The following is a 16957-nucleotide window of genomic DNA, read 5'->3' as shown; positions in this document are numbered from 1 at the left end:
TCACTCTCCCCTTCTTTTCGGTGACGGTGATCTATACGGTCTAGCGGTCCTGTCTCGCATCCACGGGGGTTGCAGTGACCGTACGGTTGATGCACGCTGCTCAAGCTAGGCAAGATCGCCCCGTCCCTGGGCTGAGGCGAATCGCCGCGACAGTGGTGTTAATCCTCGCCGCGATGTTCCTTCAGCCGGCTGTGCCAGCTATGGCCGACGACGAGATCGACCCTCCTTGGGACCCCCAGCTGGCCCGGGAGGGTGTCGTCTACTACCTAACCGAAGGGACTCCGTCGGTCCGGCGCGCCGCTGCCGCGGCGATCCTCGGCACTGACGAGCAAATCACGGCATTCCTCGCCGGGGGCGTCAAAGAGGCACACGCCGCTGATGCACGCGCTGCAGCGCAGTCGTTGGCGGGGATGGACGGTCCGGCGATGCGTGCAGCGGCACTGCACGCCTTGGCGGGGTCGACCGAGGATGTGCAGGCCTTTGTCGACGGTGGGTGGGAGACGTCGTGGGCGTCGGATGAGCGGGTGCGGGCGTATCGGCTGGTGGAGTCGGGTGGTCCGACGGTCCAGGCGGCGGCGCAGCGGGCTCTGGACGGGACGCCGGAGGAGCTGACGGAGTTCCTCGCGGACGGTCGGGATGCGGCGGCGTACGCGGATGACCGGTTGGCGGCGACGCGGATGTTGACCGGTGGTGCGAACAACAGTGGTCCGGTGTTGAACACGGCGGCGTCGCAGGCGTTGGCGGGTACGGCGGAGGAGCTGCGGGAGTTCATCGTCTCGGGTCAGTTCGTGGCCCGGGCCAGGGATGCGGAGCTGGCGTCGATCCGGAGTCTGACGGAGCAGGCGAAGGACGCCAGCGAAACGACGTCGCGGGAGGCGCTGGCGGCGACGGAGGCGTCGAACCGGGCGGCGGCCGCCGCCGAGGAGGCGAAGAAGGCGGCGCAGACGGCCGCGGCGGAGACGGCTGCCGCCGGTGGGGCTGCGGCGAAGGCGTCGGCGGCGGCGGGTCGGGCCGCGGATGCCGCGGAGGGCGCGGCGGAGGCGGCCCGGGAAGCCGTTGGTGCGTCGAACGCGGCGATGCGGGCGGCGCGGGTGGCCGCGGACGCGGCGCGGAAGGCGACGACGGCGGCGTCGTTGACGGCGCAGGCAGCGTCGCGCGCACAGCGGGCGGCTGCCGATGCACGTACGGACGCGGGCAAGGCGGCGGCGGCACGCCAGGCGGCACAGGCGGCTCGGGACGCGGCGGCGAAGGCACGGCAGCTGGACGCGGTCCGCGCGGAGCGTGACCGGGCGTTGGCGCAGGCCAAGGCGGCGTCGAACGCGGCGAAGAGTGCGAGTACGAACGCGGATCAGGCGGCCGCGGCGGCGAACTTGGCGGCGGGGCACGCCGGGGTGTCTGCTGCGGAGGCGCAGCGCGCGCGGGATGCGGCGGCGAGGGCACAGGCGCAGGCGGCCGCGGCGTCGCGGGCCGCGGATCGCGCGTACGCGTTGGCGCAGGCTGCGGCGAAAGCGTCGGACGAGGCGTTCACATATGCGGCGCGTGCGGCGGCCCACGCGGAGGCGGCCGCGGACGCCGCAGAGGCGGCGGCCGCGGCGGCTGGTGTGGCCGCGGTGGCTGCTGCGGAGTCGGCCAAGCACGCGGCTGCGGCAGTCGAGGCGGCGAACACGGCGGTGGAGGCAGCGAACAAGGCCGTCGAGCTGGAGCAGCTGGCCCGCCAGGAGGACGACGCCCGACTGGCCGAGGCCACCGAACAGGGCGTGCAGGCTGCCCAGGAGGCACTCGCAGCCGAGCAGGCGGGAAACCATGCCGTCGGTGACGTGGTGGCGTGGAATCGGAAGCTGTTGTGGGACAGCGCGGAGGAGGATCGCGTGCACCCCACCACGCGGCAACTGCTCAACGAGGCGACCGCGGCGGGCACCCCTACTGAGCTGGTCCTTGACAAGGGGCGCCGCGCCGCACTCGAGTTGCTGAGCACGGGTGGCGAGCGGACCAAGGCGTCTGCCGCCGAGGCGCTCAAGGGTGACGAGGTGGAGTTGCGGTCGTGGCTGACGGAGGGCCGTCGCCTCGCGGCGGGTCAGGATGATCGGGCGCGAGTGTGGCATCTGATCGACACGCTGCCGGACGGGAACGAGAAGACGGCAGCACAGACGGCGCTGGCCGGGGATGACGCGGCGGTGCAGCAGTTCCTGCGGACCCGGAACTACGCGGGTAAGTACTCGGCGGACCGGTTGGCGATCTACAAGATCCTGGAGACCGCTGGGCCGACGCTGAAGGCGGCGGCGGAGAGGGCCCTGGCCGGCACAGGCGCGGATATGCACAAATTCCTGCGGGAGGGGCAGCACCCGGCCCGCACGGCGGACGAGCGGCTCGAGGTCTACCGGGCGATGGACGCCGGTGGGCCGCAGGTGAAGGCCGCTGGTCAGGTGGCCCTGGCCGGTCCGGCGTCATACATTTCGTACTTCCTGACCGCGTCGCGGTATCAGGCGGCACAGCGGGACCAGGAGCAGACCGCCCACGTTGCCGCGGTGCAGGCGCTTATCGCAGAGGCGCAGCGGTACGCGCAGAGCGCGCTGTCCGACGCGGCGGAGGCCAAGCGGGTAGCGGCAGTCGCGGCGGGCAAGGCGGCCGAGGCGCAGACCTGGGCTCAACAGGCGGCGGCGTCGGCCCAGCAGGCCGCGCAGCACGCGGCCAACGCCCAACAGTCGGCAAATGCCGCGAAGGCTTCCGCGGACCAGGCGGCCCAGTCCGCCACCACCGCCCGCAACGCCGCCAACAGCGCGCAAGCCAGCGCCAACCAGGCCGCTAAGTCAGCGGCAACGGCAACCGCGGCGTCGGAGCGCGCCCGCCGGGACGCGGCCGGCGCGGCGCAAGCCTCGCGGGACGCGCGCAAGGCCGCGATCCAGGCGGGCAAGGACGCCGTCGAGGCTGACCGTGCGGCTCGTGAGGCCGAGCAGATCTACAACACCAAGCTCAAGGAGTGGGAGGCGGCGCAGCGCAGCACTCAGCCAGGCAGCGGTAGCGACGGTAACGGCACAGCGCTTGAGGATCACATGACCTGGGGTTGCTTCGTGCCCGAGCCCCAGATGACCAGGGAGTGCGCGAAGGTCTATGTTGACTTCGCGGACGCGCTGATGCGCCCGGGCAAGTGCAGCAATCCCGCGTTCAACGTCGGGCCGGGCTGCGAGATGCTCACGGACGTCCAGGAGTTCGTCAAGGACAATCAGGAACTGCTCCTCGACATCACTCAGCTTGTCCTGATGCTTTGCGGTCTTGCGCCGGCGTACGGTGAGCCGTGTGACGCCGTGGACGCCGGCATCTCTCTGGCCCGCGGGGACTACGTGGGGGCCTTCCTCTCGGGAGGAAGCGCCGTGCCGATCTTGGGCTACATCCCGGCCGCCATCAATATGGGCAGGCTCGCCGATCGGTTCCGCGACACACTGAGGGTGTTCGGTGAACTCAACAAGAGTTGCAAGGTACCGGGCAACAGCTTCATGCCAGGGACGCCGGTCCTGATGGCAGACGGTAGCCGGAAGGCCATTGAGCGGGTACTAGTGGGCGACTCCGTAATGGCGACGGATCCCGTTGCCGGCGTCACGGGCGCACGCGTGGTCACCGCGGCGATCACCGGCTCGGGGGCGAAGATCCTGGTCGACGTGACCGTGGACACAGACGGCGCGGCCGGCTCGGAGACGGCTGTGATCACCGGTACCCACAACCATCCCTTCTGGGTTACCGATTCCCGGGCCTGGAAGGACGCGCAGGACTTGCGACCAGGCTCGATGCTGCTCACGGCGGACGGGAACGAGGTCGAGGTCGAGAGGGTCTCGACCAGATCGGAGCGGACCACGGTTTACAACCTGACCGTGGCGGGCCTGCACACCTACTACGTGTTCGCCGAGGACACACCTGTGCTCGTTCACAACTGCGGGAAGGTGGACCTCGATCACGGTGTCTACGGTGCTCACCCGAAGGATCACATCGGCAAGAGCGATGACGACCTCGTCCATCGCGCCCAGAACGACCCGAAGGTACCCGGCAAGGCGTCGAGTCTTGCTGCGGACAAGGCTCAGGCGATCATTGACGAGATGGTTGAGCCCCAGCGGGATTCCTTGACCAAGTGGGCGGGCAAGCAGGCTGTCGTGCCTGGGAGCGAGCGGCAGATCACCAAGACCTTTCCTTATCCCGTCGGTCGGGTGGCGTTCAAGGACGGTACGGTGAGGGACGCCTTCAAGGTCACCTTGATCATCAAGAAGGTTCCCGAGGCGCACAAGGGTGGTAAGTGGGTGCTGTATACCATTGTCGCCGAATAGGCTGGGGCCTGTCTCGATGCTCGGCCTGATCGGAGGTTGATTTGAAACCGGACCACCGGCTGGCCATGACGCTAGTCGGCCTCGTGCACCAAACTCAACTTGCGATCGGGGAATACGGGCGACAGATCTGGCTCAGGTATGACTACGTGGCAGGCGGAGTTCACCTTCCTTACTTACTCACGCACGCCACGGACCAGGAATCGTCGGTGGACATCCGAAGTTCTCTCGAGGTGTCCTCGTCGATCAATGCTGGACAGTCCAACGTATTCGTGGTCCGCCTCGTGCTGACCTTCCGGATTGATGAGGTGCGAGTCGCATCCCTCGTCGAAGCTCATCTCGACGAATCGGTGGGAAGGTTCGAGCCGGGCTCGCACGTGCTGTATGAGAGGAGGTCGGACGGCTTGGACGTCGAAGAGGCGATGACGGCCGCGAAGTCGCACATCGATTCCTTGTATGGCATTGAGGATTACCCGGTCACGCTGGGCTTGGCGACGTGAACGTTGCGGACATGTACCGCACGGGTGGATGCCCGCAACATTCACGTCGTTGCTGACGGATAGCCGTTCGAACTCGGCCATGACAGGGTGGCGTGATGCGGCTGAGCGCGATCCACACCTACCCGGTCAAGGGCTCACACCGGCTCGACCAGGAGACCGCGACGGTGCTGCCGTGGGGCCTGGCCGGCGACCGGCGGTGGATGGTGGTCGACGCCGACGGCGTCGGCGTCACCCAGCGGGAGAGCGCCCGCCTGGTCGGGCTGCGCGCCGTGTCCCGCGATGGTGGCCTCGTGCTGCGCGCCGACGAGCGGCCCGACCTCGACGTGCCCGAGCCGGCCGAGGGTGACCCGATGCCGGTGCGGACGTTCCGCAGCCGGAAGCAGCCGGTCCCGGCGCTGGCCGCCGGGCCGGCCGCCGACGCCTGGATGAGCGCCCTGCTCGACCGGCCGGTCCGGCTGGTCTGGCTGGCCCGTCCGACCCGGCACCTCCCCGCCGACGACCGGGAGCACGACACCGGCGACCGGGTCAGCTTCGCCGACGCGTACCCGCTGCTGCTGGCCAACGCCGCCTCCCTGACCGCGCTCAACGACTGGCTCGCCGAGGCCGGTGAGGAGCCGGTGCCGATGACCCGCTTCCGACCCAACCTGGTGGTGGACGGCGCGCCGGCCTGGGCCGAGGACGGCTGGGTGGGCCGGCCGCTGCGCGTCGGTGGCGTGCCGTTCCGTGCCGCCGGGCCGTGCGACCGGTGCGTGGTCACCACCGTCGACCAGGAGACCGGGGTACGCGGCCGGGAGCCGCTACGCACGCTCGGCCGGCACCGCAACGTCCGGCAGAAGCTCCTCTTCGGACTGCACCTGGTCCCGATGGACACCGGGCCGGTGGCCGTGGGCGACCCGGTGACCGTCGAGGGCTGACTCGGGCCCGTGTGGCCGGTGGCCGATCGCGCAGTGTCGCGGGCGGCCGCTGATCGGGCCGAATTGCCGACGGCAGCCGATCGGGCCGTGTCCCCGGAGGCCGTTGATCGGGCTGGGTCGCCGGCGGCGGCTGATCGGCGTTGTGGCGGCGGCTGATCGGGCCTTGTCGGCGGCGGCACGCCGATCGATGATGGTGACACGGCGTGCCGGAGGTGACGAGATGACGGTGCTGCACCAGCCCCGGGTGGCGTGGGACACGGCCCGGGTGTTCGTCGGATCGGTGTACGACGAGGACCTGTTCACCTGGCTCAGCGCGGAGGTCGGCGAGCTCCTCGGCCCGGCCGACCGGGCGGCCCTCGGCGAGACCCGGGAACGGTTGCGCGCGGCGACCGACCAACTGCCCGGCCTGCTCGAGGCCGGCCGGTGGCGGGTCCGGCTGGAGGACGTGCTGCGCGGCCGGCCGGAGCTGGCCGAGCCGCTGCGATCGCTGACCGCGGTCGCCGCCGGCGTGCTGCGGGAGCGCGCCGGCGGGCCACTGCCTTAGCTTCCGCTACGTGGGGAGGCTCACCCGGCCTCGCCGGAGTGTCCGGCGGCCGTGCCGCGTGGCCTGCGGGTCTACGCCGAGACGGCCGCCGCGCCGGCCGGCCTGAGGTCCAGCCACATGAGCACCTCGTCCCGGTCGTCACCGGGGGCGACCCGCAACGCGCCGGGCAGCCGGCCGATCTCCCGGTACCCGAGCCGCCGGTAGAAGGCGTCCAGGCCCAGCCCGTCCCGCACCGTGACGTGCAGCGCGCTCAGGCCCAGCTCGCGGCCGAGGCGCTCGGCCTCGCGCATGAGCGCGAGCCCGTACCCCTTGCCCTGCGTGTCGGGGTGGACCATCACCCGCTTCAGCACGCACCAGTGCGCCTTGAGGTTGAACCGGTTGTCACTGAAGATCAGGGCCGCGACGAGCCGGTCATCCGCGTAGCCGAGCAGCAGCCGGTCCGGCCCGTCGACGATCCCGGCGAACGTCGGGTCGGCCAGCGTACGGACGTCGGCGGCGGTCACCGGTGGCACGAAGCCGACGGCCCCACCGGCGTTGGAGACGTCCGTCCAGAGCGCGACGATCTGCTCGCGCAGGTCGGGGGTCAGGCCGGGTTCGAGGACGAAACGCAGGCTCACGCCGCCATCCTCGCCCGCGCGGCGCGGTGCTGGCCCACGATCGTGACGCGGACGACAGCACCTTGGACGGGCCGCCGCTCGGCCAGCACCGCCGGGCCGGTTGTCGGGTGAACTGGTGCTGATCGTGCGGGAGAGGGGACTTGAACCCCCACGTCCTCTCGGACACAGGAACCTAAATCCTGCGCGTCTGCCGAATTTCGCCACTCCCGCTTGCGGTAGAGAGTCTAGAGCGTCGGGCCGCGACGATGTTGAGCCCGGCCTCGCGCAGGATCGCCGAGATGGTGCCGTGACTGACACGGTGCCCGCCGCCCGGCAGCGCACGGAGCAACCCGGCCAAGCGATTCGGCCCGAATTCCGGGTTCGCCAAAGCCTGTGCGATCACCACGTCCCGGCGGGCGGCGGCCCGCCAGCGTCGGCCGGGTCGCGGCGCCAGCACCCCGCTCTGCTCAGGCCGGGACCGGAGTCGATGCAGGCGGGCGGGGTGGCAGCCGATCCGTCGTGCGGCCTCCTTCGCCGTCAACTCCTGGGCATCGATCTTCTGAAAGAGGCCCACCAGGTCGTGGTGTCGGGCGAGGGACTCGTCCCCTGCGGCGGCGTCCGTCGGACGGCGCTTACCCGGAGAGGCCACGGGAGTCGGGTCCCCCCGTGTCGACCGGGCACGGCCGGCGTAGGTCGGCGTCTGGCTGTGGCAGTTCGGGCACAGGAGACGCAGGTTGGGTGGTCGGTTGTCGAGAGAATCGCCGTTGATGTGATCAACGTGCAGGACCAGGGGCGAGCCCCGCCAGATCGGCCCGGCCCCGCACTCCTCGCACTCCTCCGGGACCCCCAGCGTGCCGAGAGCCCACTTCAGGCGGACACCGGGCGTCCGTCGGGCGCCGTCCGGCGACCTCACCAGGAGCTGAGATGGCGTCGTGCGACGTGGGCCTCGACGACGCCCGGTGGCGTGCGACGAGTCGAAGTGGGACGTGTCGATCCCGAAGCGCTTGAGTTGGCGGCTGATGTGGGCGTGTGAGCCCCCGCTGACCCGTACTCCGAGCAGCCGCATCACCTCGGCGATGCTGCGCGCGGCGGCCGCCGCCTCGGCGAGCGTGGCCGGGGTGTAGTTGTATCGGATCACCCACGCACCGTAAGCGCCCGGTGCGGCAGGTGCTCACAGTCAGTCGAGGCCGAGGTCGCGGCGGAGCTTGGCGACGTGCCCGGTGGCCTTGACGTTGTAGAGCGCCCGTTCGATCTTCCCGTCCGGGTCGATGACGAAGGTCGAGCGGATCACGCCGGTCACCGTCTTGCCGTAGAGCTGCTTCTCGCCGAACGCGCCGTAGGCGGTCAGCACCGACTTGTCGGCGTCCGACACCAGCGGGAAGGTGATCATGTCGCGCTCGCGGAACTTCGCCAGCTTCTCCGGCTTGTCCGGCGAGATGCCGATGACCTCGTAGCCGGCCGCCCGCAGCGAGTCGAGCGAGTCCCGGAAGTCGCACGCCTGCTTGGTGCAGCCGGGGGTCATCGCCGCCGGGTAGGCGTAGAGGATGACCGTGCGGCCGCGCAGGCCGGCCAGGGAGAGCGTGGTGCCGGTGTCGGTCGGGAGGGTGAAGTCGGGGGCCGGGTCACCGGGGGAGAGGCGGGCGGGAGCGGTCATGGCCTTGACCCTACCGCTGGTGTCGGACGCCGGGCCGACCCCGGCGCGCCGTGGCCTGGTGATCAACATCTTCGCTTAATGCCAGATCTTTGCAAGAGAAAGGTTCGGGAAATAGTCTGACCTCGCCGGCGTGGACGGACCCGCCGACGCGTGGGAGGTCGCGTGGAAACCCTGGCGATGCACATCTCGAACGGGATCATCGACGGTCCCGTCGCCGCGGTGTTCGCGGCACTGGCACTGGCTGCTCTCACCATCTGCGTCCTGCGTGGCCGGCGGGACCTGGACGACCGGTTGGCCCCGATGGCCGGCCTGGTCGCGGCGTTCATCTTCGCCGTGCAGATGCTCAACTTCCCGATCTTCACCGCCGGGGTGAGTGGCCACCTGCTCGGCGGCGCGCTCGCCGCGATGCTGGTCGGTCCCTGGGTCGGCGCGCTCTGCGTGGCGGTGGTGCTGGTCGTGCAGGCGCTGGTCTTCGGCGACGGCGGCGTGGCGATGCTCGGCCTGAACATCACCAACATGGCGCTGATCGGCACCGCCGCGGCGTACCTGCTGATCGCGCTCCTGCTCCGGGTGCTGCCGCGGACGCCCGCCGGTCTCGCGGTGACCGCCTTCGTGTCCGCCGTGCTCAGCGTGGTCGTCGCGTCCCAGGGCTTCGTTCTCGAGTACTGGCTGGGCGGCACCACGGATCTCGGCAGCAATCTGGCCGGCCTGGCCGGCACGATGGCCGGCGCCCACCTGCTGATCGGCATCGGCGAGGGCCTCATCACCGCGACCACGGTGGTCACCGTCGCCAAGGTCCGACCCGATCTCGTCTACGCGCTGCGCGGGCTCCGGCCCGTCGCCGCGACCACCGTTCCGGTTGCTGGAGGTGTCCGGTGAGCAAGCGTCCCTGGGCGTTCGTCGTCGGCGGCCTGCTGGTCGCCCTGCTGCTCGCCGGCGTGGTGAGCAACTACGCCTCGTCGCACCCCGACGGGCTGGACTCGTCTCTGCTCAAGGGCTGCACCGTGGACGCCGACGACAACATCACCGGCGGAAGTTGCCCGGCCCAGCAGGCCAAGGACCACGAGCTGGCCGACAGCCCGCTGGCCGACTACGGCGTACGCGGCATCGACAACGCCTTCCTCTCCACCGGTCTCTCCGGGGTGCTCGGCGTGCTGCTGACCTTCGCGATCGGCGGCGGCGTCTTCTGGCTGCTGCGCCGCCGCTCGGTCGCCACCGCGGGATCTGCCGCCGGCACCGGGCCGTCCGCTGGCACCGGGGAGCCCGAGGGCACCGGAGCGGCCGCCGGCAGCGGGGAGTCCGACGGCACCGGAACGTCCGGCGACGCCGGCGTGGCGGCCGGCAGCGAGCCGGCCGGCGGCCGGGCCTGACCACGGTGGGCGCCGGGCACGGGCACGTGCTCTACCGCGAGAGCTCCTCGCCGGTGCACCGGCTGCCCCCCGAGGTCAAGATCGTGGCGATGGTGGTCTTCACCGTGGCGGTGGTGGCCACCCCGCGCGAGGCGTTCTGGGCCTTCGGCGGGTACGCCCTGCTGGTGGCGGCGGTCGCCGCGCTGGCCCGGGTCGGCCCGCGCTGGCTGCTCAGCCGGGCCCTGATCGAGCTGCCGTTCGTGCTTTTCGCGGTCGCGCTGCCGTTCCTCGGCGCGGGCGAGCGGATCACGGTCGCCGGGCTGCACCTCTCCGTGGACGGTCTGTACGGCAGCTGGAACATCCTGGCGAAGGGCACGCTCGGCGTCCTCGCCTCGCTGCTGCTCGCCGCTACCACGACGACCCGGGACCTGATCCTCGGCCTGGACCGGCTGCGCTGCCCGCAGGTGCTCACCCAGATCGCCACCTTCATGCTCCGCTACCTCGACGTGCTGGTGGGTGAGGCCCGGCGGATGCGGGTGGCCCGGATCTCGCGGGGCGACGACCCCCGCTTCCTCTGGCAACTCCGCGGGTTCGCGGCCGGTGTCGGCGCGCTCTTCCTGCGCGCGTTCGAGCGGGGCGAGCGGGTCTACCTGGCGATGCTGTCCCGCGGCTACTCCGGCCGGATGCCGGCGGTCTGGCAGGGCGCGGGCGCGGCCACGGCCGGGCAGTGGCTCGTCGCAGCCACCGTGCCGGTGCTGGCGGCCTCGATCGCGGCGACCGCCCTGGTGCTGGGATGATCCACGCCGTGGAACAGACAGCGCCCAGCCTGGACGTCCGTGGCGTCCGGTACGCGTACCCGGACGGGCACCAGGCCCTGCACGGGGTGGACCTCACCGTGCCGCGCGGCGAGCGGCTGGCGCTGCTCGGCCCGAACGGCGCCGGCAAGACCACGCTGGTGCTGCACCTCAACGGCATCCTCACGCCGACCGAGGGCAGCGTGAGCGTCGGCGGGCTGACCGTCACGCCCGACCGGGCGACCCTGGCCGAGGTGCGGCGCCGGGTGGGCATCGTCTTCCAGGACCCGGACGACCAGCTCTTCCTGCCCACGGTGGCGGAGGACGTGGCGTTCGGCCCGGCCAACCTCGGGCTGCGCGGCGCCGAGCTGGACGCTCGGGTCGACGAGGCGCTGGCGGCGGTCGGGATGAGCGCGCACCGGCACCGGGCGCCGCACCATCTCTCGTTCGGCCAGCGCCGTCGGGTGGCGGTCGCGACCGTGCTCGCCATGCATCCGGAGATCCTGGTCCTCGACGAGCCGTCGTCGAACCTCGACCCGGCCGCCCGGCGAGAGCTGGCCGAGATCCTGCGCGGCCTGCCGGTGACCCTGCTGATGGTGACCCACGACCTGCCGTACGCGGCGGAGCTGTGCGACCGCTCGGTGATCCTGGACGGCGGGCGGATCGCCGCCGACGCGCCCACCGCCGACCTGCTGGCCGACGACGACCTGCTGGCCCGACACCGCCTGGAACTCCCGTACGGCTTCAACCCCCGCACCGCCACCCCCCGCTAACCCCGCCCCGAGCCCTCAGCCCTCGGCGATCTTGCAGTTTCTGCCGCGGCAAAGGCCGTGAATGCCGCAGATCAGGGGCTCTAACTGCAAGATCGCGGGGCCGTCGGCCTGGGGGGCGCGGTCAGGCGTGGGTGTGGGTGCGGGCCTGGGTGGGGGTGCGGGCGGCGTGCAGGCGGAGGGCGCCGGCGGCGGTGGCGCCGGCGCCGGCGACGAGGACGATCGCGACCAGCACCCGGGCCGACGTCGCGGGCCACGGCACCGGCGCGACCCCGCGGGCGAAGACGGCGACGTTCGCCACCCCGGCGAAGAGCGCGAGGCAGGCGCCGGCCAGCGCCACGGCGAAGTCGGCGGCGGGCCGGCAGGCCAGCGCGTAACCGCCCGCGGCGATCGCGCCGAGACCGGTGAGCAGCGCCCAGATCTGCCCGCCGAGCAGCCCGAGGAGCACCCCGCCCACCCCCTGGGCGCCGGCGTCCAGCTCCCGGCCGACGGTGTAGACCATGGCGGCCACGCCGCCGGCGATCAGCAGCCCGCCGAGCCCGGCGAACGCCCGGGCGCCGGGCAGCGATCCGGCCGGCAGCAGCCCGAGGGCGCCGACCGCGAGGAGGCCGACCGTGGCGACCACCCACCAGGTGTACGCGTCCGGCGGCGGGACCCAGTCCAGCGTGCCGCGGATCTCCATCCGGTCGGTGCCGTCGCGCAGCGGCACCGCCCAGTCCCGGACCCGGTGTTCCCGCTCCGGGGCGGCCCGGACCGCGGCCGGCGGCGCCGACTCCCGGTACAGCGCGCGCTGGTCGTGCCAGCGCACGCTCGGCCCGTCGGCCACCCGCCGCCAGGACGGCGGCGCGGCCGGGTCGGCTTCCGCCGGGAGCGTGGTGTCCCCGGCGATGGTGCGGTTGAGGTACGTGGCGGGGGAGCGGGTGTTCTCGAAGACGCCGTCCGGGCCGACCCGCAGGTACGGCTCACCGGAGTAGCCGATCACCTCGACCGGCCGCCCGGTCCGGTTGGTCAGCTCCAGCCGGGCGCCCGCCTCGACCACCCGGACGCGCAGCCCGTCCCGGGCGGGGGCGACTCCGGTCACGACGGTGCGGTAGTCGGTGCCGTCCGGGGCGTCCGCGCCGTGCGCGGCGGCCGGGGCGGCGGTCGCGAGCGTCGCGGTGAGCGCGCCGGCGGCCACCAGGGCGGCGCGCAGCAGGGTGCGGATCACTTGCCGGCCGCCTCCACGGCCGCCCGGATCCCCTCCGGCGAGCGGTCGCCGAGCTGCTCGCCGTCGATGACCACCGTCGGGGTGCCGGTGATGTTGTTCCTGCTCGCCTGCTCGGTGACGTGCTCGGTCCACGGCTTGAACGAGCCGTCGCGTACGCAGGAGCCGAAGGAGTCGCGGTCGAGCCCGACGCCGGCGCCGATGTCGATCAGCTGGTCGTCGGTGAGCCCGGCGCTGCCCTCCGGCGGCTGCTGCTCGAAGAGCGCCTTGGCGTACTCCTTGTACTTGCCCGCGTTGGCGGCGCAGCCGGCGGCGGCGGACGAGCGGGTCGAGTACTCGGTGGTGGAGAAGCGGTTGAGGTACGCCACCGGGTGGTAGACGGCCCGGATCTTCCCCTCGCTGATCAGCTGGTCGATGGTGGCGCCGCTGGCCTGCTCGAACTGCTTGCAGACCGGGCAGAGGAAGTCCTCGTAGATGTCGACGGTCACCGGCCCGGAGCCGGCCACCACCCCCGTGCCGCCCTCGACGGACCCGGTGGGGGGTGTGAAGTCGCCCGACCGCTGGCTCGACCAGACGCTCCAGCCGATCAGGCCGGCGATCACCAGGACGACCACCGCGGCGACCGACACCCACAGCGTCCGCCGGCGTCGCCGTTCCCGGGCGATCTGCTGCCGGACGACCTTGGAGGCGCCCTTCTGCCCCTTACGACTACTCATCCTCGTCCTCCACGACGGGGTCACCCGTCAGCCACCCGTCCACCGAGACGGGCGTGCGGGGCCAGATCAGCAGGAATCCCGCCAACACCAGGAATCCCAGGTCCCGGAGGATCTCCGGGAGGTAGCTCGGCGCCTGCCCCTCGGCGAGCTGCCCGCCGCTGCCGAAGCAGCCGCAGTCGATGGAGAGGCCGCGCGCCCAGGCCGAGGCGATCCCGACGATGAAGACCACCAGCAGCGCCGCGGACACGCCCGCGACCAGCCTGGTGGCCAGCCCGAGCAGCAGGAGCACCCCCAGGGCCAGCTCGACGAAGGGCAGCGCCGCGCCGACCACCGTCGACACGTCGTACGGCAGGAGCTGGTAGGCGTTCACCGCGCGGCCGGAGGCGGCCAGGTCGTCGACCTTGGACGCGCCGGCGAGCAACCACACGGCGGCCAGGCCGAGCCGGGCGGCGATGCCGAGCCAGGGCCGGACGGCGGGCCAGCCGGCGGCCCGGGCGCGGGGTGCTGTCACGGTCATTGGTCGTCCCGTCTCCACCGGAAGTTCCACCCGGTCACCCGGCGAGCGCGTCGCCGACCGCCGCCACCAGGTCGTCGCGGGCCCGCGCGACCCGGGACCGGATGGTCCCCACGGGTACGCCCTCCACCGCGGCGGCCTCCGCGTAGGAGAGGCCGAGCACCTGGGTCAGCACGAACGCGCCGCGCCGCTCGGCGGGGAGCCGGCGGACCAGGTCGGCGGCGCCGAGCTGTCCGGCCGGGTCCGGGTACGGCCGGTCGGTGTGGGCGTCCGCGGCGAGCCGGGCGTCGAGGCGGCGGCGCCGGACAACGGTGCGCAGGTGGTCGGCGCAGGCCCGGCGGGCGATGCCGAGCAGCCAGGTGCGGGCGCTGGACCGGCCCTCGAAGGACGGCAGCGCCCGGAACGCCCGCAGGTAGGTCTCCTGGGTCAGGTCGTCCGCGGTGTCCGGGTCCACCAGCGCCGCGGTGAACCGCCAGACCTCCACCTGGGTGAGCCGGACGAACGCGGCCTGGGCGGTCGGGTCGCCGTCGCGGGCGGTCAACGCCCACTCGGTGGCCGCGTCCCGGGCAGCACCGCTCGTCGCCTCGGCCGGGCCGGCGGCGGCGCTGTCGCGCGGGGCGGGGATCACGACAGACCAGGTTACGCGGCGCGGAACGGCCCGGGAGGGTCCTTGGTCCCTTCCATGGTCTGCGCCACGCCGGGAACTTTTCCCGCACCCAGGCCGACTACCCACTCGTGACATGCGACCACGTACGGGCGGCGCTGTCGGCACGGCTGGACGGCGAGGACCCGCGGGCGGCGTCGGCGGTGCTGGACGGGCACCTGCGGGAGTGCCCCGGGTGCCGGGCCTGGCTGTCCCGCGCCGAGCGGGTGACCCGGCTGGTCCGGGTGCAGCCGGTGCAGGTGCCCGACCTCACCGCGTCGGTGCTGGCGGCGGTGGCCGCCGACCCGCTGGCCCCCGGCCGCGCGCCGGCGGCGGCGCTGCGCGCCCGGCGTCAGGTGCTCCGGGTGGCGGTGGCGGTGGCCGCCGTCGCCCAACTCGCCATCGCCCTGCCCATCCTGCTCGCCGGCCTCGGCGTGTCCGTGGACCCGCACACCAGCCGGGAGATGGCGTCGTTCGACGTGGCGCTGGCGGTGGGCTTCGCGCTGGCCGCCTGGCGGCCGGAACGGGCCCGCGCGTTCGTGCCGGTGGCGCTGGTGCTGGCGATCTGCCTGGCCGGCACCAGCGCGGTGGACATCGCCAACTCGACCACCGCCCTGGTGCACGAGGTCGGCCACCTGGCCGCGGTCGTCCAGGCCGGGCTGCTCTGGGCGCTCGGCCGGGTCAGCGGCGACGCCAACCGACCGGTCAGCCCGGCGCTGGCAACGGGGCGCGGATGAGTAGGGGTGGCCGCGGGCGGCTCCGGTCGGCGAGCATGATCGGCATGACTGCCGCCCCTCGTCGCTGGCTCGCGCGGTTCTGCGTCGCCGCCGGTCTGCTGGTCACCGTCGTAGCCCTTCTGATCGCCCCCGCCGGCCCCGCGAGCGCGCACGCGGTCCTGGTCAGCAGCAGCCCGGCCGCGTCGGCCGTGGTGCCGAGCGGCCCGTCGGAGGTGGTGCTCACCTTCAGCGAGTCCGTCCGCAAGGTGCCCGACAAGATCCGGGTCATCGCGCCGGACGGCTCCCGCGCCGACCGCGGCGAGCCGTCCTTCGGCGGCAGCGTGGTGACCATTCCCGTCGACCCGGCCGGCGAGCGCGGCACCTACCTGGTCACCTACCGGGTCATCTCGGCCGACAGCCACCCGGTCTCCGGCGCTTTCACCTACTCGGTCGGGGCGCCCTCGCCGCCGCCGGTGGACACCGGCGGCGACGATCGCGCCGACCCGGTCGTCGGCACGGCGGTGAAGGTCGCCAAGGGCCTCGGCTATGGCGGTCTCGTCCTGCTGGTCGGGCCGGTGCTGGTGCTCGGCGCGCTCTGGCCGCGGCGGCTCAGCCGGCGCGGCCCGTCCCGGCTGGCCTGGGCCGGCCTCGGGCTGGTCGCCCTCTCCACCCTCGCCGACCTGTGGTTGCAGGTGCCCTACACCGCCGGCGGCGGGCTCTTCGACGTCACCGGCGAGGGCCTGAGCAGCGTGCTGGGCAGCACCTTCGGCGCGGCGCACCTGGTCCGGCTCGGCCTGCTGGCCGCGGCCGCCTTCCTGATCCGGCCGGTGCTGGCCGGGCCGGTAGGCCGCACCGACGCGATCATCCTCACCGTCCTCGGCGTGGCCGCGCTGCTGACCTGGCCACTGGCCGGCCACCCGGCGGCGTCGCCCGCGCCCGCGGTCTCCGTGATCGTCGACGCGGTGCACCTGGGCAGCATGGCGGTCTGGCTCGGCGGCCTGCTGATGCTCGGCGGCTTCCTGCTGCGCCGGGCCGACGAGCGGGAGCTCGGGGCGATCCTGCCGATCTGGTCCCGCTGGGCCGCCGTGGCCGTCTCCGCGCTGCTGCTCGCCGGCACCGTCCAGGCGCTGATCGAGGTGGCCACCCCGAGCGCCCTGTTCAACACCACCTATGGCCGGTTGCTGCTGGCCAAGATCGGGCTGTTCCTGGTGGTGATGGCGGTGGCCGCGTACTCCCGGCAGCTGGTGCGCCGGCGCGTCGCCGAGCAGCGACCGGCGCCGGTGCGCCGGGCGGTCTGGGTGGAGCTGGCGGTCACCGCGGTGGTGCTCGGCCTCTCCGCCACCCTGGTGCAGACGCCCCCGGCCCGCACCGCCGCCTCGGACGTGGCGGGCGCGGAGACCGGCTACTTCACCACCACGGTCAGCAGCTCACTGTTCAACGTCCAGATCGAGATCGATCCCGCCGAGCGGGGCAACAACTCGATCCACCTGTACGCGTACACGAAGGACAACCGCCCCCAGCCGGTGGTGGAGTGGCGGGCCACCGCCGCGCTGCCGTCGGCCGGGATCGAACCGATCGAGATCCCGCTGCTGCCGCTCACCGACAACCACGCGACCGGCGAGATCAACCTGCCCGCGTCCGGGGAGTGGCAGCTGCGCGTCACCGGCCGGACGTCCGACATCGACCAGGCCACGGTGACCGCCACCGTGCCGATCCGTTAAGAGAGGTTCCGTTCC

17 protein-coding genes and 1 tRNA gene are annotated in these 16957 nt (G+C 72.7%); 10 read left to right on the top strand and 8 right to left on the bottom strand.

Going from position 1 to position 16957, the window contains the following annotated elements; translation table 11 throughout:
• Positions 1–200: 200 nt before the first annotated feature.
• From O7603_RS15290 to O7603_RS15275, 4 genes are all read left to right on the top strand, one after another.
• On the top strand, positions 201–4310 hold the full coding sequence (locus tag O7603_RS15290; RefSeq protein WP_281576373.1) for a polymorphic toxin-type HINT domain-containing protein: 4110 nt from the start codon (positions 201–203) through the stop codon (positions 4308–4310).
• A gap of 206 nt (positions 4311–4516) precedes the next feature.
• Positions 4517–4807, top strand: a complete 291-nt coding sequence (locus tag O7603_RS15285; protein ID WP_281576372.1) for a hypothetical protein — start codon at positions 4517–4519, stop codon at positions 4805–4807.
• Between the two features lie 95 nt (positions 4808–4902).
• Positions 4903–5721 (top strand): MOSC N-terminal beta barrel domain-containing protein, encoded by an 819-nt coding sequence (locus tag O7603_RS15280; RefSeq protein WP_281576371.1) that lies wholly within the window; start codon positions 4903–4905, stop codon positions 5719–5721.
• A gap of 220 nt (positions 5722–5941) precedes the next feature.
• The gene (locus O7603_RS15275) at positions 5942–6265 is read left to right on the top strand and encodes a hypothetical protein (RefSeq protein ID WP_281576370.1); all 324 of its coding nucleotides are present in this window, start codon (positions 5942–5944) and stop codon (positions 6263–6265) included.
• 71 nt (positions 6266–6336) lie between these two features.
• On the opposite strand, the gene O7603_RS15270 is transcribed toward O7603_RS15275, so the two are convergent.
• From O7603_RS15270 to bcp, 4 genes are all read right to left on the bottom strand, one after another.
• Positions 6337–6882 carry a GNAT family N-acetyltransferase gene (locus tag O7603_RS15270; protein ID WP_281576369.1) on the bottom strand — a complete coding sequence of 182 codons (546 nt, stop codon included), beginning with the start codon at positions 6880–6882 and terminating at the stop codon, positions 6337–6339.
• Positions 6883–7007: 125 nt separating this feature from the next.
• Positions 7008–7092, bottom strand: a tRNA-Leu gene (locus O7603_RS15265).
• On the bottom strand, positions 7055–7999 hold the full coding sequence (locus O7603_RS15260; RefSeq protein ID WP_281576368.1) for an HNH endonuclease signature motif containing protein: 945 nt from the start codon (positions 7997–7999) through the stop codon (positions 7055–7057). Before O7603_RS15260 ends, O7603_RS15265 begins: the two co-directional genes overlap by 38 nt.
• Before the next feature lie 39 nt (positions 8000–8038).
• Positions 8039–8515: a thioredoxin-dependent thiol peroxidase gene (bcp, locus tag O7603_RS15255; RefSeq protein ID WP_281576367.1), complete on the bottom strand. Its 477-nt coding sequence runs from the start codon at positions 8513–8515 to the stop codon at positions 8039–8041.
• A gap of 162 nt (positions 8516–8677) precedes the next feature.
• Here bcp and O7603_RS15250 point away from each other — a divergent pair, with 162 nt between their 5' ends.
• The 4 genes from O7603_RS15250 to O7603_RS15235 are packed head-to-tail and all read left to right on the top strand — an operon-like array spanning position 8678 to position 11431.
• Positions 8678–9394, top strand: a complete 717-nt coding sequence (locus tag O7603_RS15250; RefSeq protein WP_281576366.1) for an energy-coupling factor ABC transporter permease — start codon at positions 8678–8680, stop codon at positions 9392–9394.
• Complete coding sequence (locus tag O7603_RS15245; protein WP_281576365.1) at positions 9391–9885, top strand: PDGLE domain-containing protein; 495 nt, start codon at positions 9391–9393, stop codon at positions 9883–9885. The genes O7603_RS15250 and O7603_RS15245 overlap by 4 nt, the downstream gene beginning before the upstream one ends.
• A gap of 5 nt (positions 9886–9890) precedes the next feature.
• Entirely contained in the window at positions 9891–10661 is a 771-nt protein-coding gene (gene cbiQ, locus O7603_RS15240; RefSeq protein WP_281576364.1) for a cobalt ECF transporter T component CbiQ, read from the top strand.
• A complete protein-coding gene (locus O7603_RS15235) occupies positions 10658–11431 on the top strand; it encodes an ABC transporter ATP-binding protein (RefSeq protein WP_281576363.1) in 774 nt (257 codons plus the stop codon). The genes cbiQ and O7603_RS15235 overlap by 4 nt, the downstream gene beginning before the upstream one ends.
• 121 nt (positions 11432–11552) lie before the next feature.
• On the opposite strand, the gene O7603_RS15230 is transcribed toward O7603_RS15235, so the two are convergent.
• Genes O7603_RS15230 through O7603_RS15215 form a run of 4 tightly spaced genes read right to left on the bottom strand, consistent with a single transcriptional unit; the run spans position 11553 to position 14490 of the window.
• Positions 11553–12635 carry a hypothetical protein gene (locus O7603_RS15230; protein WP_281576362.1) on the bottom strand — a complete coding sequence of 361 codons (1083 nt, stop codon included), beginning with the start codon at positions 12633–12635 and terminating at the stop codon, positions 11553–11555.
• The gene (locus O7603_RS15225) at positions 12632–13348 is read right to left on the bottom strand and encodes a thioredoxin domain-containing protein (RefSeq protein ID WP_281576361.1); all 717 of its coding nucleotides are present in this window, start codon (positions 13346–13348) and stop codon (positions 12632–12634) included. Before O7603_RS15225 ends, O7603_RS15230 begins: the two co-directional genes overlap by 4 nt.
• Complete coding sequence (locus tag O7603_RS15220) at positions 13341–13865, bottom strand: MauE/DoxX family redox-associated membrane protein (RefSeq protein ID WP_281576360.1); 525 nt, start codon at positions 13863–13865, stop codon at positions 13341–13343. Before O7603_RS15220 ends, O7603_RS15225 begins: the two co-directional genes overlap by 8 nt.
• Positions 13866–13899: 34 nt before the next feature.
• On the bottom strand, positions 13900–14490 hold the full coding sequence (locus O7603_RS15215) for a sigma-70 family RNA polymerase sigma factor (protein WP_281576359.1): 591 nt from the start codon (positions 14488–14490) through the stop codon (positions 13900–13902).
• A gap of 107 nt (positions 14491–14597) precedes the next feature.
• Between O7603_RS15215 and O7603_RS15210 the strand changes: the two genes are divergently transcribed.
• Together O7603_RS15210 and O7603_RS15205 are read left to right on the top strand one after the other, a co-directional pair.
• Positions 14598–15242, top strand: a complete 645-nt coding sequence (locus O7603_RS15210; protein ID WP_281576358.1) for a zf-HC2 domain-containing protein — start codon at positions 14598–14600, stop codon at positions 15240–15242.
• Positions 15243–15277: 35 nt separating this feature from the next.
• A complete protein-coding gene (locus tag O7603_RS15205) occupies positions 15278–16942 on the top strand; it encodes a copper resistance protein CopC (RefSeq protein WP_281576357.1) in 1665 nt (554 codons plus the stop codon).
• Positions 16943–16957 lie beyond the last annotated feature (15 nt).

Source organism: Micromonospora sp. WMMD812, from assembly GCF_027497215.1.
Classification (GTDB): Bacteria; Actinomycetota; Actinomycetes; order Mycobacteriales; family Micromonosporaceae; genus Micromonospora.
The sequence above is the reverse complement of the archived record's forward strand: the minus strand, read 5'-3'. Positions and strand labels throughout refer to the sequence as shown.

Coding starts and splice junctions, on each gene's coding strand:
- O7603_RS15220 (WP_281576360.1), bottom strand. CDS start 13,865: ATGACCGTGACAGCACCCCGCGCCCGGGCCGCCGGCTGGCCCGCCGTC.
- O7603_RS15225 (WP_281576361.1), bottom strand. CDS start 13,348: ATGAGTAGTCGTAAGGGGCAGAAGGGCGCCTCCAAGGTCGTCCGGCAG.
- bcp (WP_281576367.1), bottom strand. CDS start 8,515: ATGACCGCTCCCGCCCGCCTCTCCCCCGGTGACCCGGCCCCCGACTTC.
- O7603_RS15290 (WP_281576373.1), top strand. CDS start 201: ATGGCCGACGACGAGATCGACCCTCCTTGGGACCCCCAGCTGGCCCGG.
- O7603_RS15235 (WP_281576363.1), top strand. CDS start 10,658: ATGATCCACGCCGTGGAACAGACAGCGCCCAGCCTGGACGTCCGTGGC.
- O7603_RS15275 (WP_281576370.1), top strand. CDS start 5,942: ATGACGGTGCTGCACCAGCCCCGGGTGGCGTGGGACACGGCCCGGGTG.
- O7603_RS15205 (WP_281576357.1), top strand. CDS start 15,278: ATGATCGGCATGACTGCCGCCCCTCGTCGCTGGCTCGCGCGGTTCTGC.
- O7603_RS15280 (WP_281576371.1), top strand. CDS start 4,903: ATGCGGCTGAGCGCGATCCACACCTACCCGGTCAAGGGCTCACACCGG.